A 14,499-nucleotide genomic window follows, 5' to 3' on the forward strand; every position below is an offset into this window, starting at 1 on the left:
TACGCGTCAGGACCGCGTGTCGGGCCTGGCAGCGTCAGGCCTGGAAGAGCCGCCGCACTACCTGCCCCGTCGCCAGCGCGTCCAGGCCCTCATTGATCTCGCTCAGTGGCCGGGTATCGGTGTGCAGCAGCTCAACCGGCAGTTTGCCCTCCCGCCAGTACCCGAGGTACCTGGGGATGTCCCGCGCGGGAACGGCGTCACCCATGTAGGAGCCCAGCAGCCGCTTGCCGGCCCCGGCGAACTGCAGGGCCGGCACCGTCAACTCTGCGGATGGGTGGGGCAGGCCCACGGAGACCACCGCGCCGCCCCGCGTCACCCGCTCCAGGCAGGAGGCGATCACGCCGGCGGAGCCCACCGCCTCGATCGCAACGTCCACGCCGTCGCCCGAAGCTTCTTCGATCAGCCGCCCGGCGTCGTCCGGGGTACCCACGGCGGTGGCGCCGGCGTCGCGCGCCAGCTGGTGCTTGCCCTGGTTCGGATCGATGGCGATCACACTGGCAGCCCCGGCGAGGCGGGCCGCCATCACCGCGGAGAGGCCCACCGCACCCAGGCCGAAGACTGCCACGGACTGACCGGGGATGACTGCGGCAGTGTTGAACACGGCGCCCATTCCGGTGAGCACGGCGCAACCAAACATTGCCGCCACGGTATCCGGGACGTCGTCGTCAATCACCACCACTGATTCCCGGGCGACCACCGCGTAATCAGCGAAGGCCGAGACGCCAAGGTGATGGTTGATGCGCTCCCCCGCCGGCGTGCGCAACAATGCAGGACCGTGCAACAGGTCCCCGGATCCGTTCACCTCGGCCGCCCGGTGGCAGAGCGCGGGCCGCCCGGACGCGCAGGCCCGGCAGTGGCCGCAGCTCGGCACGAACACAAGCACCACATGGTCGCCCACCGACACCTCGGACACACCCTCGCCCAGGGACACCACCCGCCCCACCGCCTCGTGGCCCAAGGCCATCGGAAGCGGGCGGACCCGGGAGCCGTCCACCACGGAAAGGTCCGAATGGCACAGGCTCGAGTAAGTGATGGAAACTCCAAGCTCACCGGCACGGGGCTCCGGCTGCTCCAGTTCCTGCACCAGCAGTGGCCGGGACTCGGAGTAGCTGCCCGTTCCGGGGGTGTTTCCGGCGGCGGGGACGGTGGCGTACAGGACGGCGGCCTTCATGGATTTACTTCTTGCTGGCGGCCAGCAGGTCAGCCGTGCCCTTGGCGTCAGCGGCATCCACGTCATGCAGCGAGATGCCGCGGGTCTCCTTCAAGAAAAAGACAGCGACGGCGGTGATGGCACAGGCGATGAGCAGATAGACAGCCACGGGGACGGAGGACTTGTAGGTGGCCAGGAGCGACGCGGCGATGATCGGAGCCAGCGAGCCAGCCACGATCGATGTCACCTGGTAGCCCAGGGAGACCCCTGAGTAGCGCATCCGGGTGGGGAACATCTCCGCCATGAGAGCGGGCTGTCCGGCGTACATGAAGGCGTGGAACACCAGGCCGATCATGATGGCGGCCAGGATGACGAAATCGTTCTTCGTATCCATCATGGGGAAGGCGAAGAAGCCCCACGTGGCGCCCATGAGTGCGCCGGCCATGTAGACGGGTTTGCGGCCGAACCGGTCCGACAACTTGCCCACCATGGGGACCACCGAGAAGTGGACGGCGTGGGCCAGGAGCAGCAGGAGGAGGATGCGGGTGGTGTCCGCCTGCACCACGGTCTTCAGGTACGTGATGGAGAAGGTCACCACCAGGTAGTACAGGATGTTCTCCGCGAAGCGCAGGCCCATGGCGGTGAAGACGCCGCGCGGGTAGCGGCGGAAGACCTCGGCCACGCCGTAGCCCTTGTGGCCGGCTTCGACCTCTCTGCGCGCCTCCAGGAAGATGGGGGCGTCGTTGACCTTGGTGCGGATGTAGTAGCCGATCAGGACGATCACCGCCGACAGCCAGAAAGCCACGCGCCAGCCCCACCCGAGGAATGCTTCCTGGGTCAGCGTGGAGGACAGGACGAACAGCACGGCCGTGGCCAGCAGGTTCCCCAGCGGCACGGCAGACTGCGGCCAGCTGGCCCAGAAGCCGCGGGACTTGCTGGGGCTGTGCTCTGCCACGAGGAGGACGGCGCCGCCCCATTCGCCGCCAACGGCGAAGCCCTGGGCGAAGCGGAGGACGACCAGCAGCGCGGGAGCCCAGTAGCCGATCTGCCCGAACGTGGGCAGGCAGCCCATGAGGAAGGTGGAGACTCCCACCAGGATGATGCTGAGCTGCAGCAGCTGCTTGCGGCCGAACTTGTCGCCGAAGTGGCCAAAGACGATGCCGCCGATGGGGCGGGCGACGAAGCCGACGGCATAGGTGAGGAAGGCGGCGATGATGCCGTCCAGTTCTGTGCCGGCATTGGGGAAGAATGCCTTCCCGAACACCAGGGTGGCTGCTGATGCGTAGAGGAAGAACTCGTACCACTCCACGACAGTGCCGGCCATGGAGGCCGTCACCACCTTCTTCAGGCCTGATGCCTTGACGTCGGTTTCCTCAGTGCGCCTCGCGGCGGGGCGTTCCGTACTCATGCGAACTCCTTCGGCGTCGTCGTCGACACCACGGGGACCAGTCGATGGCAGCCGGGTGTGATGCACACCACGAAAGCCGGATTCGATGAGTATGGTCTGCCTGCGGCGCAACCTCAACGCCCATTAGTGCAGAACGCATCTGCAGTAATGCACATTGCACCCGCCGCTTGGGCTCGCCTGCACCTGGAGTGCCTACGCCAGGAAGGTGCCCCGGAGCTGGCCGCCCAGCTGCCCGATTTCGGTCAGGAACCCGTCGTGGCCGATGGGCGCCTGGATGACGTGGACGTCAACCTCGCCGGGCAGGGCCTGCGCCAGTTCGCGGGACTGAGCCGGGAAGTAGAGCCGGTCGGAGTCGACGGCGGCCACGAGGAACCGTGCCGTGGACCTGGCCAGGGTTTCGGCCAGGGTCCCCCGGCCCCGGCAGATGTCATGGCTCATCAGTGCCTCGGTCAGGGCGATGTAGCTGTTGGCGTCAAAGCGCTTCACAAGCTTGTTGCCCTGGTGGTCCAGGTAGCTCTCCACTTGGTAGCGGCCGCGGGTTGCGAGCACTTCCCCCTGGAAGGGCGACTCGGGTGCCTGGGGCGCCCGGCCGAACCGGCCCTCGAGTTCGGCGGCGGACCGGTAGGTGATGTGGGCAATGCGCCGGGCGAGTGCCAGCCCGTCTTCCGGACACGGACCGCCGTAGTAATCTCCACCATTGAAGTTGGGGTCCTGCCGGATGGCCAGCGTCTGGGCCTGCGCGAAGGCAATCTGTTCGGCCGTGCTGGCGGCTCCTACCGCGATGACGGCGCAGCGCTGCACCCTCTCCGGGTATGTCACCGCCCATTCCAGGGCGCGGGCGCCGCCCATGGATCCGCCGAGGACGGCGAACCAGCTCTTGATGCCCAGCTGGTCCGCGAGCCTTGCCTCGGCCACGGTGCTGTCACGCAGCGTGACCAGGGGAAACCGGGAGCCCCAGGGCTTTCCGTCCGGCGCGGGCGATGACGGGCCGGTGGATCCGTAGCAGCCGCCAACGATGTTGATGGACACCACGAAAAACTTGTCCGTATCCACCGGCGCACCGGGGCCTGCAAGTTGTTCCCACCAGCCTTCTTCGTCGGTGTCGCCGCGGGTCACATGGGTGCTGCCCGTCAGCGCATGCTCGATCAGGACGGCATTGCTGGCGTCCGCGTTGAGCGTCCCCCAGGTTTCGTAGGCCAGGGTGACGTCAGGGAGGTGTCCCCCGGCTTCGAGTTCCAGTCCCCCGATGGAGGCGTAGCGGACGATTCCGTGCTCGGGGATAGTGGTTGGGGCGGCGGTAACCGTCATGGCAAGACCTCTTCTACGCGCTTGCCCGCCGTCAATTGACCGGCAGGCCAGGTCCTCACCCGGGGCACCCCACCGCGGATGGAGGGTTGCCGGCCAGCAAGCCGGGGCTGTCACTGGCACTCATGACCTGGATCGAGTGTACGAAACACCACCCGGTCCAGGCCAAGAGTGTGACCGGTTGTGACTTCCCGGCTTGCTGCGCGCCCTGCCCTGCCCGCCGAAGTTGCGGCCCGGCGTCGTTCTTCTGCTACGCGCCCTTGGCGGCGCGGAAGCCTGCTTCCAGGTCGGCGAGGATGTCGTCGACGTGTTCCAACCCCACGGAAAGCCGGACCAGCCCCGGATTAACGCCGGCCACCACCTGCTGCTCCGGCGAGAGCTGGCTGTGCGTGGTCGACGCCGGGTGGATGACCAGCGAGCGGACGTCACCGATGTTGGCAACATGGGAGTGCAGCTCAAGGGCATCGACAAAGCGTTTGCCCGCCTCCGCCCCACCGGCCAGGTTGAAGGCGACGACGGCGCCCGTCCCCTTGGGCCCGTACTTGCGGCCACGCTCGTACCACGGGCTGGACGGCAGCCCGGCGTAGGCGACGGACTCGACGTCGTCCCTTGCCTCAAGCCAGGCCGCCACTTTGGTGGCGTTGGCAACGTGGCGCTCAACCCGCAGGCTCAAGGTCTCCAGGCCCTGGGCGATCAGGAAGGCGTTGAAGGGCGAAACCGCAGAACCGAGGTCGCGCAGCAACTGGACGCGCGCCTTGAGGATGTAGGAGAGGTTGGCCCCAAGTGCACCTCCTTCGCCGAGGTCCCGGGCGTAGACAAGGCCGTTGTAGGTGGGGTCCGGCGTGTTGAAGCCGGGGAACCGTTCGGGGTCCTTGCTGAAATCGAACTTCCCGGAATCAACGATGACGCCGGCAATGGCTGAACCGTGGCCGCCCAGGTACTTGGTGGCGGAGTGGATTACGATGTCTGCTCCCCACTCCAGCGGGCGGATCAGGTAGGGGGTGGAGAGCGTGTTGTCCACAATGAGGGGGACGCCGGCCTGGTGCGCCACCTCGGAGATGCCCTCGATGTCCAGGACGTCCTGCCGCGGGTTGGATACCACTTCGCCGAAGAAGAGCTTGGTGTTGGGCTGGACGGCGCCGCGCCACTGGTCCAGGTTGTCGGGGTCGTCCACGAACGTCACGGAGATGCCGAACTTCTTCAGCGTGTGGGCGAACAGGTTATAGGTGCCGCCGTACAGGCTGGGGCTGGCCACAATGTGGTCCCCCGCTTCCGCGATGTTCAGCACCGCAAACGTCTCTGCGGCCTGCCCGGAGCTCAGCAGCAAGGCCGCCAGGCCGCCTTCAAGGCTGGCGATCCGCTGTTCAACCGCGTCCTGTGTCGGGTTGCCGATCCGGGTGTAAATGGGAGCCAGTTCGGTCAGGGCGAAGCGGTTCGCGGCGCTCTCAGCCGAAGGGAACACGAAGGACGTGGTCTGGTAGATGGGCAGCGCGCGGGCCCCCGTGGCACTGTCCGCTTCCTGGCCCGCGTGGATCTGGCGGGTTTCGAAGGACCATCCGTTGGACATCCAAATCTCCTTTGACATGGGCCCGGCATGCTTCGAGCAGTACGGGCCGCGCTTGCTTTCCGGCTCCTGCCGGACAGCCAGGTCCTCACCCGGGGCACCCCACCGCGGATGGAGGGTTGCCGGCCAGCGAGCCGGGCTTGGCGCTGGCACTCATGACCTGCGCCCAGTCTAGGAAGGGGTGGATTACCAAGAACAGCATTATGACGAACATGGTCTTTTTTGCGGTCTCGTTATTCCCTTTGACGGGCCGCATTTCCAGTAAGGGTACCCTTAGCTGAGAGCCGCATCACAAAGTGCCAAGATGTTCGCATGCGCATGGATCACGTCTCTTACGCCTGTGAACACGATGGCCTCGCGGCCACTACCGAACGTATTGCAACTGCCCTCGGCGTTGAGGCAGTGAAGGGTGGCGTACACCCCCGCTTCGGAACCCGAAATATGATCATTCCGCTCGCCGGGCACAAGTACCTCGAAGTTGTCGAGGTCCTGGACCACCCGGCATCGGACAAGGCACCCTTCGGGCAGGCAGTGCGTGCCCGTTCCGCTGCCGGTGGCGGGTGGATGGGCTGGTGCGTCGAAGTGGACGACCTCGCCCCCTTCGAGGAACGCCTGGGCCGCGCCGCCGTGAACGGCAACCGCAAGTTCCCGGACGGCCGCGAGCTGGTCTGGAAGCAGATTGGCATCCTGGGCCTCATCGCCGATCCCCAGGTGCCGTACATGCTCAAGTGGGAGGGCGATCCCTCGCTCCACCCGTCCAATGCGTACGAGAGCAACCTCAAGATGAGCTGCCTGACCATCGCCGGTTCCGCCTCGCGCGTCACCGAGTGGCTGGGTGAGCCGGTGGAGAAGCCGCTCGAGGACGTTGCGGTCGAATGGGTTGCCCCGCACGGGACCCCGGGCATCCTCTCGGTCACCTTTGAGAGCGCCAACGGAGCCGTTACTATCTGACGCTCCTCCCTAGTCCCTTATCGGGATATGGGTGCGCCGGGCGTTATACCCGGACCAGCTTCGGCCGCCATGAGGTGGTGACAACGGCGTCACCACCTCATGGCGGCCGAATTCTTTTAAGTGGCGCCTGCTTTTGAGTCAGCGAGGGCCGCTCATCCTTCTGCGCCACACATGCTCCTTTGCGCGTCTGACACCTGGGCTGCGAAAGGGAACCTCAGCAGCGAAAATGCTTACGACGGCGGCATCTTGGCTGGGCGCGCTGCCTCACCCACGCGGAGACTGACCCAGGCGTCCTGGCGGCTGGTTCAGCTGGCACATAAGAATGTCAGTGGCTCGCTGGATGATTCTCTTATGGAAATCGGCAGCGGTGTTGGGGTGGCTTCGGAGGGTGTTTCTGCCTGCGTTGCTGCCCTTGATGCCCTTGCTGTCCTTGATTCGCTGGACCGTGAGGACTCCTTCCTGGCGGCCGGTGTCGGTGTTGGTTCCGGTGTTGATGTGATGGAGCGGCGGTACGAGATCCGGCTGGAACGGCTGGAGGTTATCTCCCGATTAGAAGCACAGCTCGCGGCGGTGAAGGCACGGGACGTCACCGAAGCCGTCGGGTTCCAGCAGGCCATGACCCCGCCGGACGCCTCGGTGCAGGACCGCACGTACGCCGAGATGTCCACTGTTGAGGAGATCGCCGGGGTTCTGACCATCAGCTCCGCCGCGGCCGGGGCTTTCGTGGACCAGTCCCGGCGGATCTGCGAGCTGCCGCGGGTGTTCGAGGCCCTGTCCGCCGGGGCGATGTCGTGGCAGCACGCCCGCGTTGTTGCGGACGAGACTGAAGGACTTGACCCTGCGGGGGCGGCCGGGTTGGTGGCGCACTTCTTCGACCCGGACGCCCCCAGCCCGGCCCGGGGTGCGGCCCCCGGCGAACTCATCCCCTCCCGGTTCCGGGCCAAGGTCCGTGCCTGGCGCGAACGCCACCACCCCGAATCGATGCAGAAGCGCTATGTAAAGGGTGTGGCGGACCGGCGCATGGAATACACCCCCGACCGGGACGGCATGGCCTGGGTCTCGCTCTACCTCCCCGGAGACACCGCGTGCGCCATCTGGAACCGCGCCACCGCCACCGCCCGCGGACTCCAGGGCCCCCACGAACCCCGCACCCTCACCCAACTCCGCCCCGACATCGCCGCCTCCCTGCTCCTCGGCGCCGGGCACACCACACAGACCGGGAAACCCACGGAGGTCGGACAGGTCCCCACCCCGCGGGCTGATGTCCTGGTGATGGTTCCCGTGTTCGCCCTCTTCGGCGTCACCGACGAGCCCGCGATCCTGGATGGTTTCGGACCGATCCCGGCGTCACTGGCCAGGAAACTCGTCGCGGACGGGGCGGAGTCGTTCTACCGGGTGCTTGTGGATCCCCGGGACGGGGCGCCACTGGAGATCGGGCGGAAGAACTACCGGCTCACCGAGGCCATCAAGCGCTGGATCAGGCTGCGCGACGCCAAATGCACCTTCCCCGGCTGCACCAACCGCACCCCCGACAACGAAACCGACCACCTCACCGCCTGGGAACACGGAGGAACCACAGGGATCAGCAACCTGGCGCAACTCTGTCCCAAGCACCACAGACTCAAACACCACAGCCAATGGACACCAGACCCGGCGACGGAAAATGAACCGCCCGGCTGGACCTCACCAACCGGCCGGCACTACAGACCCGAACAACCCGACCCGGAACCAACCCACTGGCCACCCGGCATCCTGCCAGTGGAAGCTGGTGCGGGCGCCAATGAGGCGGCGGCTTCACCGGGTACTACCGTCCCTGACGCCGGCGTGCCACCAAACTCAGTCGGCTCCTCCGGTACCGCGGCCCGACTGAAGGCCACGGAATCCGAGGATGAGGACGTGCAGTGGCAGCAACTGCTCGCAGACATGCCCACCTGGCCCGACCCACCACCCGAAGAACCCCCCAGCCAGTACTTGATCGACCCGACGGGACCATGCGCGTCAGATCCACTGTGGGAAGACTTCTACGCGCGGCCGTTCGTTTTGCCACCCGACCCGCAAACGGACTGGCGGCAGCTACTGCTACCGCAGATGTGACGGGCCGGACCACGCGCTGGGAAAGGGCTGCACAGGAGATCGGGCCACAAGCCGAGGGCCGCGTTTTCCGGTACCGCGAGGGCCGGGGGCTGAGCGGAGCCAGAGTCATGGGCCTCCAAGCAGGCCGCATGCAACAGTTCTTTCTGCGGTCTTCACGACGATAAATACCCGGGCTTCATTGGAGGGGGCTTCTGCGAGGATCTGGGCACCGCCAGCTGTTACGCCTTGCACGGTTAGACGGGTGACATCCTGATGCGGGGGCTCCGGGGTTGGACCGCAGTTGTACTCGCGCCCGGCAAACTGCACTTTGGAGGGAACCTCGTTCGGCCAGAGCACCCAGTCCGAGGTCTGTTGGTGGATGCTCCACAAGCGCCAGACGACGAGTAAGCCGGCCAAGACCAAGACGGCCACTATCAAGGACACTGTCGATCTCGACCCCCACCTCATGGTGCATGACCATCCTCCCTGGCGATCATCCAGTCAAGACCGGCGGGTGAGTGGGAGGACGTCACTTTCAACGCACCGGCTTTAGAGGCACCGGCTTCCAGGCAGCGGCGAATAGCGGGGTGTTACCCCAGCCCCACAGCCTTACCGAAAAGGCTGAAGCCGACGAACGCCACGATATCCAGCAGTGCGTGGGCGATGACCAACGGCATGACCCTGCGGGTTCGGGTGTACAACCACGCGAACACGACACCCATCACGGCGTTGCCGATGAAAGGTCCGAAGCCTTGGTACAGGTGGTAGCTGCCGCGCAGCAGGGAGCTCACCGCAATGGCCAGCGGCATGCTCCAACCGAACTTCCCGAAGCGGTTCAGGAGGTAGCCCACCACAATGACTTCTTCGAGCACCGCGTGGCGGATGGCAGACAGGATGAGGACGGGAACAGTCCACCAGTAGGCATCCAGCGCACTGGGAATGATGGCGGTGGTGATTCCCAGCGCACGGCCGGCGGCGTAGAGGCCCAGGGAGGGGATGCCAATCAGCGCAGCCAGTCCCAGGCCCTGCAGCAGGTCCTTGCCCGGACGGGCGAAGTTGAACCCCAGTTTCTGGAATGGAGAGCGCGCACCGGCCTCACCGGGCGCCGCCTGGCGCTGGTCAGTGAGGAAGTAGAGGACCAGCAGCACCGGCACCAGCGCAAAGATGATGTCCAGCAGCTGGTACGTCAGGTCGAAGTACTCCCGGGTGCTCTGCGAGCGGTTCAGCGTGGACGTCCCCTCGGCCAAAGGGGCCCGGGTCATCTTGTCGAGCAACTGCACCACGGAATAGACAGCCGACTGGCCCAGGGACAGGCCCAGGACGATCCAGACTTCGAGCCGCAGTCGACGGCGGGAGGGAACCAGCATGTTCCCATCTTGCCTTCAGTTTCTGGATCCGGCCTGATGGAACAGCGGGTGTCCGGCAGCGCAGGCGTAAAGGAGCTGGGGATCAGGCGGAACGGGGCTTTGATCAGGCGGGGGAAGGAGCACGGATCAGGCGGGTGCCACGATCACTTCCGTGCCGTTGGCTTCGAAGGCGGCCTTGTCGCGGGGGGAGATACCTGAGTCCGTGATCAGGCGGGTGAAGTTATAGCCGTCCATGGTGGCGAAGGCGCGCACCCCCACCTTGGAGGAATCTGCGATGACGTAGGAAACCCTCGCCCGGGACGCCAGGAGGGCATTGACTGATGCCTCCCCCTCCCCGGTATTGGTTGGCCCCACCTCGGGATCGATGCCGTTGACTCCGATGAATGCGATGTCCAGCACCACCTTCTGCATGATGATGTCCGTGTACGGGCCCACCAGCTCGTAAGACCGCGGGTTGAGGATTCCGCCCGTGACCATCACCTTGATGTTGGGCCGGACCGCCAGCTGGCCGGCGATGTTGATGGCATTCGTCACCACGGTCAGGGTGGGCTGGTTGGAGGGTGCATTCAGGTCTTCCCTGGTGGCCAGGATCTGCGCCAGCGCAGTACTGGTGGTCCCCCCGCACAGGCCGATAACCGCTCCCGGCCGGATCAGCGCCGAGGCGCACTGGGCGATCTGTTCCTTGGCTTCGGCATGGTCGTCGCGGTTGTAGCGGCCGGGCAGGTCGTACGCCAGGGCGCCGGTGGTGGCGCCACCACGGGTGCGGGTCAGCAGCCGCCGTTTGGCAAGGCTGTCCAGGTCGCGCCGGGCCGTGGCAGGGGAAACATTGAGGGTGCTGACAATTTCATCGACCTCTACCTGGCCGGTCTTGGCCAGCAGATCGAGGATCGCCGTCAGCCGGTCCGTGCGCGTCATTAGAAAGGGCCCTTCCATGCACCAGCCACCACTCCTGATGACGTTTCTTGATTATAACCCTAGGGAAACGATCAGGAACAATCAAAGCGGCGCCTTCGGTCACCGTTGCCGGGCACCGGCCCGCCAGACAGCGTACGTCAACGGCATCCCGGGGCGGTAAGCGAGGTGCGTCGGGGACGGGGCGTTGAGCAAGTGCAGGTCGGCCCGGTGCCCGACGGCGATGGACCCGACTGCGCGTTCACCGTCAGCATCCCGGCCGATGTCCCTGTGCAATGCCAAGGCGCCACCGTACGTAGCGGCCCGGACTGCCTCGTCCACGCTGAGGTGCATCTGCAGGACAGCCGTGGTGACGCAGAAGGCCATGGAACTGGTGTAGGACGTGCCGGGATTGCAGTTGGAGGCAAGTGCTACCTGCACCCCGGCGTCGAGAAGCTCGCGGGCAGGAGCCAGCGGCTGCCGGGTGGAGAGGTCGCAGGCCGGAAGGCAGGTAGCCACGGTGCCCCGCTCCCCCGTTCCAGTGGCGGGATCCCAGCCTGACCACGAAGCGGCAAGGGCCTTCACGTCCTGGCCTGCGAGATAGTTCACGTGGTCCACGCTCGCCGCTCCCAGTTCCACGGCCAGCTGCACGCCGGGGCCCTCACCCAACTGGTTGCCGTGCACGCGCAGGCCCAGGCCGGCATCGCGGCAGGCCATCAGTACGCGGCGGGACTGTTCGGCGTTGAATGCGCCCTCTTCGCAGAAGACGTCGGCCCATTGGACATAGGGGCGGACGGCCTCCAGCATCGGTCCACAAACCAGGTCGGCGTACTCCTCGGGATCCTGCCCCGCCGGAACCAGGTGGGCACCGAGGTAGGTCACCTGGTCCGCCACCGTGGACGCGATCCGGGCACTTCGGGCCTCATTCTCAACATCCAGCCCATAGCCTGTCTTGGTTTCGAGATAGGTGGTTCCCTGCGAGACCGCCTCGGCAACCCTACCCATGGCCAGCCGGGTCAAATCGAAATCGGAGGTAGCGCGCGTAGCTTCCATCGTGACGGCGATGCCCCCGGCCGCGTAGGCCTCCCCCGCCATCCGTGCTTCGAATTCGCCAGTGCGGTCCCCGGCAAACAGCAGGTGGGTGTGCGAGTCCACCCACCCCGGCAGCATGGCCCGCCCCCCGGCATCGACGGCGTCGTCCGCCGCGGGTGCATCGGCCGCGGCGCCGATCCAAGAGATCCGTTCCCCCTCGACCACCACCGCTGCGTCCTTCAGGACCCGGTGCTCAAGGTCCTGGGTCATCAGCTCGGCAATGTTGGTGATCAGGGTACTCATGGCACCATTCTTCAACGCCGGATGGACCAGCGCGTGGCAGCCAGGGCCTGCGCTGTCCGGGATGCCGGACCGTCGGCGGTCCCACCGGTGGAGGCAGTCCCCCCGGCGGAGACAGCACCAACCCCGGCTTCCTGCCCCGCAAGGATCTGCTGCGCAGCGAACTCCGCCAAGGCTGCCGACGTCTGGAACCCATAGCCGCCCTGGCCGGCGAGCCAATAGAACCCGACTGCCTCGGCGTCGAACCCCGCGACCGGAACCCCGTCTGCAGCTTCCGTGCGCAGCCCGGTCCAGGCCCGGCGGACTTCGGTAATCCCCAAACTGGTGAACGCGTTCAGCTTCTCCACCAGGCGTTCCACGTCCCCGGGACGCGGGCGGGCATCCTCGGGCCCGCTCGGCACGGTTTCAGACGGCGAAATCAACACATCCTGGCCGTCAGGACGGAAATAGAACGTGTTGTCCGCGGCAGCCACCATGGGAGTGGCGGCAGGCAGGGGGCGTTCGACGGCGGCAATTGCCGCAGTGCGCCGGTACGGCTGCAGGCCCAGCTTTTCGACGCCACTGATCACCGCCAGCTCGTCAGCCCACGCACCGGCCGCGTTGACCATGACGCCCGCTTCAAAGCCTTCCGCACCGGCACCCACTTGCCATCCGGTACCCAGCCGTTGCGCCGAATGGACGCGGGCGCCGGTGATGATGTCGGCTCCGGCGGCGAGCGCCCGCTTTCGGTGCTCAGCCAGGAGCAGGGGCGCGTTGCAGCCAAAGGAGCCGGTGTCCAGGCCGGCCGCGGCAAAGGTTCCCGGTTTCAGGGCGGGGCACAGTTCCAGGGCACGGTCAACGGAAACGGGCTTCATGTGCCCGCTGGCTTCCGCGGCGACGTCCGCTTCGGAACCAACAAGCATGAAGCTGCGCGGCGTCAGGACCGGTTCCGGAAGTTCCGCGTCGCGTGCCGCGAGCAGCTCAAGGGTCCGGACGGTGAGTTCCCGGACCACCGGCGGCCCGTAGCTGGGGATCAGCTGGCGGGCGGAGCGGGAGGACGTGTGGTAGGCCAGTTCCTGTTCCGCCTCCACGAGCGCCACGGTGCAACGGCCGGCGAGTGCGGCCGCCAGGGACAGGCCGGCGATGCCGCCGCCCACAATCAGGACATCGTAATGTGCTGCCATTGGTTGCTCCTGTCAGAGTCTGGTCGTGACAAAGCCTATTACCAGCAGCCCCTGCCTGCCGCTGCCTGCTGGAATCCCCAGCCTCCCCGAAACTCCTGTCAGGCTGCTGCCTCGGCACGGCTGGCGACGAAGGCACGCACGCACGCTTCGACGTCGTCCGCTGAATGTGCGGCTGACAGCTGCACCCGGATCCGCGCGGCACCCCGCGGGACCACGGGGAAGCTGAAGGCGGTGACGAAGACGCCGTGCTGCAGCATGCGGTCGGCAACTTTCGCCGCCATGACAGCGTCACCGAACATGACCGGCACGATGGCGTGTTCGCCGGGAAGCAGGTCGAAGCCCTCCTCGGTCATGCGGCGGCGGAAGAGTTCGGCGTTTTGGAACAGCCGGCTCCGCAGGTCGCCGGAGTTTTCCACCAGGTCCAATGCTTTAAGGGTTGCGGCAACGATGGCGGGAGCCAGGGAGTTTGAGAACAGGTAGGGCCGCGCCTTCTGCCGCAGCATGGCAACGATTTCCCTGCGGCCGGACACATATCCGCCGGAGGCCCCGCCGAGCGCCTTCCCGAAGGTTCCGGTGTAGATGTCCACGCGGTCCGAAACGCCCGCGTGTTCCGGGGTGCCCGCCCCGGTGGCGCCCATGAAGCCCACAGCATGCGAGTCGTCCACCATGACCACGGCGCCGTACTTGTCGGCGAGGTCGCAGATGGCTTCCAGCGGCGCAAGGTAGCCGTCCATGGAAAACACGCCGTCCGTGACGATGATCTTCCGGCGGGCGTCCTGGGCCTCCTGCAGGCGGGCCTCGAGTTCGGCCATGTCCTGGTTGGCGTAGCGGTAGCGGCGGGCCTTGCACAGGCGGATGCCGTCGATGATGGACGCGTGGTTCAAGGCATCGGAAATGACCGCATCGTCCGGGCCCAGCAGGGACTCGAAGACTCCGCCGTTGGCGTCGAAGCAACTGGAGAACAGGATGGTGTCCTCGGTGCCCAGGAACTTCGCCACGCGGGCTTCCAGTTCCAGGTGCAGGTCCTGCGTGCCGCAGATGAAACGGACGCTGGCCATGCCGAAGCCGCGCTCATCCATGGCTGCCTTGGCGGTGCTGATGATGTCCGGGTGGTCCGCCAGGCCCAGGTAGTTGTTGGCGCAGAAGTTCAGCACGTCGGCGCCCGGGCCGCCGATCTGCCCGGCGGTGATGTGGCTGGACTGCGGAGAGCTGATGCTGCGTTCGGTCTTGTAGAGCCCGGCCGTGCGGATTTCTTCCAGCTCGTCGTGGAGCTGGTCCTTGATGGAGGTGTACAT

The 14,499-nt window shown here is 66.3% G+C and carries 11 protein-coding genes and 2 riboswitches; of the genes, 2 read left to right on the forward strand and 9 right to left on the reverse strand.

Translation table 11 applies throughout. From position 1 onward, the window contains the following. Nucleotides 1-34: 34 nt before the first annotated feature. The 4 genes from QF031_RS13355 to QF031_RS13370 form a co-directional block, all read right to left on the reverse strand. The gene (locus tag QF031_RS13355) at nucleotides 35-1,171 is read right to left on the reverse strand and encodes a zinc-dependent alcohol dehydrogenase family protein (RefSeq protein WP_307428857.1); all 1,137 of its coding nucleotides are present in this window, start codon (nucleotides 1,169-1,171) and stop codon (nucleotides 35-37) included. 4 nt (nucleotides 1,172-1,175) lie between these two features. Next, on the reverse strand, nucleotides 1,176-2,558 hold the full coding sequence (locus tag QF031_RS13360; RefSeq protein WP_307428860.1) for an MFS transporter: 1,383 nt from the start codon (nucleotides 2,556-2,558) through the stop codon (nucleotides 1,176-1,178). A gap of 192 nt (nucleotides 2,559-2,750) precedes the next feature. Beyond that, a complete protein-coding gene (metX, locus tag QF031_RS13365; RefSeq protein WP_307428862.1) occupies nucleotides 2,751-3,866 on the reverse strand; it encodes a homoserine O-acetyltransferase MetX in 1,116 nt (371 codons plus the stop codon). Between the two features lie 12 nt (nucleotides 3,867-3,878). Then, a riboswitch (SAM riboswitch) is annotated at nucleotides 3,879-3,994 on the reverse strand. 119 nt (nucleotides 3,995-4,113) lie between these two features. Next, nucleotides 4,114-5,430, reverse strand: a complete 1,317-nt coding sequence (locus tag QF031_RS13370; protein WP_307428865.1) for a bifunctional o-acetylhomoserine/o-acetylserine sulfhydrylase — start codon at nucleotides 5,428-5,430, stop codon at nucleotides 4,114-4,116. A gap of 43 nt (nucleotides 5,431-5,473) precedes the next feature. After that, nucleotides 5,474-5,588: riboswitch (SAM riboswitch) on the reverse strand. Nucleotides 5,589-5,739: 151 nt separating this feature from the next. Between QF031_RS13370 and QF031_RS13375 the strand changes: the two genes are divergently transcribed. Together QF031_RS13375 and QF031_RS13380 are read left to right on the forward strand one after the other, a co-directional pair. Next, nucleotides 5,740-6,378, forward strand: a complete 639-nt coding sequence (locus QF031_RS13375; RefSeq protein ID WP_307428868.1) for a VOC family protein — start codon at nucleotides 5,740-5,742, stop codon at nucleotides 6,376-6,378. Between the two features lie 351 nt (nucleotides 6,379-6,729). Further along, nucleotides 6,730-8,472, forward strand: a complete 1,743-nt coding sequence (locus tag QF031_RS13380; RefSeq protein WP_307428871.1) for an HNH endonuclease signature motif containing protein — start codon at nucleotides 6,730-6,732, stop codon at nucleotides 8,470-8,472. 569 nt (nucleotides 8,473-9,041) lie between these two features. On the opposite strand, the gene QF031_RS13385 is transcribed toward QF031_RS13380, so the two are convergent. The 5 genes from QF031_RS13385 to QF031_RS13405 all read right to left on the reverse strand — a co-directional run bounded on the left by QF031_RS13385 (nucleotide 9,042) and on the right by QF031_RS13405 (nucleotide 14,499). Beyond that, on the reverse strand, nucleotides 9,042-9,818 hold the full coding sequence (locus tag QF031_RS13385; protein ID WP_307428874.1) for a CPBP family intramembrane glutamic endopeptidase: 777 nt from the start codon (nucleotides 9,816-9,818) through the stop codon (nucleotides 9,042-9,044). Between the two features lie 126 nt (nucleotides 9,819-9,944). Beyond that, nucleotides 9,945-10,733 carry a DeoR/GlpR family DNA-binding transcription regulator gene (locus tag QF031_RS13390; RefSeq protein WP_307428878.1) on the reverse strand — a complete coding sequence of 263 codons (789 nt, stop codon included), beginning with the start codon at nucleotides 10,731-10,733 and terminating at the stop codon, nucleotides 9,945-9,947. Between the two features lie 99 nt (nucleotides 10,734-10,832). Next, entirely contained in the window at nucleotides 10,833-12,044 is a 1,212-nt protein-coding gene (gene hutI / locus QF031_RS13395) for an imidazolonepropionase (protein ID WP_307428881.1), read from the reverse strand. 11 nt (nucleotides 12,045-12,055) lie between these two features. Beyond that, nucleotides 12,056-13,204, reverse strand: a complete 1,149-nt coding sequence (locus QF031_RS13400) for an NAD(P)/FAD-dependent oxidoreductase (RefSeq protein ID WP_307428884.1) — start codon at nucleotides 13,202-13,204, stop codon at nucleotides 12,056-12,058. Between the two features lie 98 nt (nucleotides 13,205-13,302). Further along, nucleotides 13,303-14,499: a glycine C-acetyltransferase gene (locus QF031_RS13405; protein WP_307428887.1), complete on the reverse strand. Its 1,197-nt coding sequence runs from the start codon at nucleotides 14,497-14,499 to the stop codon at nucleotides 13,303-13,305.

Origin of the sequence: Pseudarthrobacter defluvii (assembly GCF_030816725.1) — a bacterium.
GTDB lineage: Bacteria > Actinomycetota > Actinomycetes > Actinomycetales > Micrococcaceae > Arthrobacter > Arthrobacter defluvii_A.

Bases quoted from the DNA above. Each gene is read 5' to 3' on its own strand.
- QF031_RS13360 (WP_307428860.1), bottom strand. From the start codon at position 2,558: ATGAGTACGGAACGCCCCGCCGCGAGGCGCACTGAGGAAACCGACGTC.
- QF031_RS13355 (WP_307428857.1), bottom strand. From the start codon at position 1,171: ATGAAGGCCGCCGTCCTGTACGCCACCGTCCCCGCCGCCGGAAACACC.
- metX (WP_307428862.1), bottom strand. From the start codon at position 3,866: ATGACGGTTACCGCCGCCCCAACCACTATCCCCGAGCACGGAATCGTC.
- QF031_RS13375 (WP_307428868.1), top strand. From the start codon at position 5,740: ATGCGCATGGATCACGTCTCTTACGCCTGTGAACACGATGGCCTCGCG.
- QF031_RS13370 (WP_307428865.1), bottom strand. From the start codon at position 5,430: ATGTCCAACGGATGGTCCTTCGAAACCCGCCAGATCCACGCGGGCCAG.
- QF031_RS13380 (WP_307428871.1), top strand. From the start codon at position 6,730: ATGGAAATCGGCAGCGGTGTTGGGGTGGCTTCGGAGGGTGTTTCTGCC.
- QF031_RS13385 (WP_307428874.1), bottom strand. From the start codon at position 9,818: ATGCTGGTTCCCTCCCGCCGTCGACTGCGGCTCGAAGTCTGGATCGTC.
- QF031_RS13390 (WP_307428878.1), bottom strand. From the start codon at position 10,733: ATGACGCGCACGGACCGGCTGACGGCGATCCTCGATCTGCTGGCCAAG.
- QF031_RS13405 (WP_307428887.1), bottom strand. From the start codon at position 14,499: ATGTACACCTCCATCAAGGACCAGCTCCACGACGAGCTGGAAGAAATC.
- QF031_RS13400 (WP_307428884.1), bottom strand. From the start codon at position 13,204: ATGGCAGCACATTACGATGTCCTGATTGTGGGCGGCGGCATCGCCGGC.
- hutI (WP_307428881.1), bottom strand. From the start codon at position 12,044: ATGAGTACCCTGATCACCAACATTGCCGAGCTGATGACCCAGGACCTT.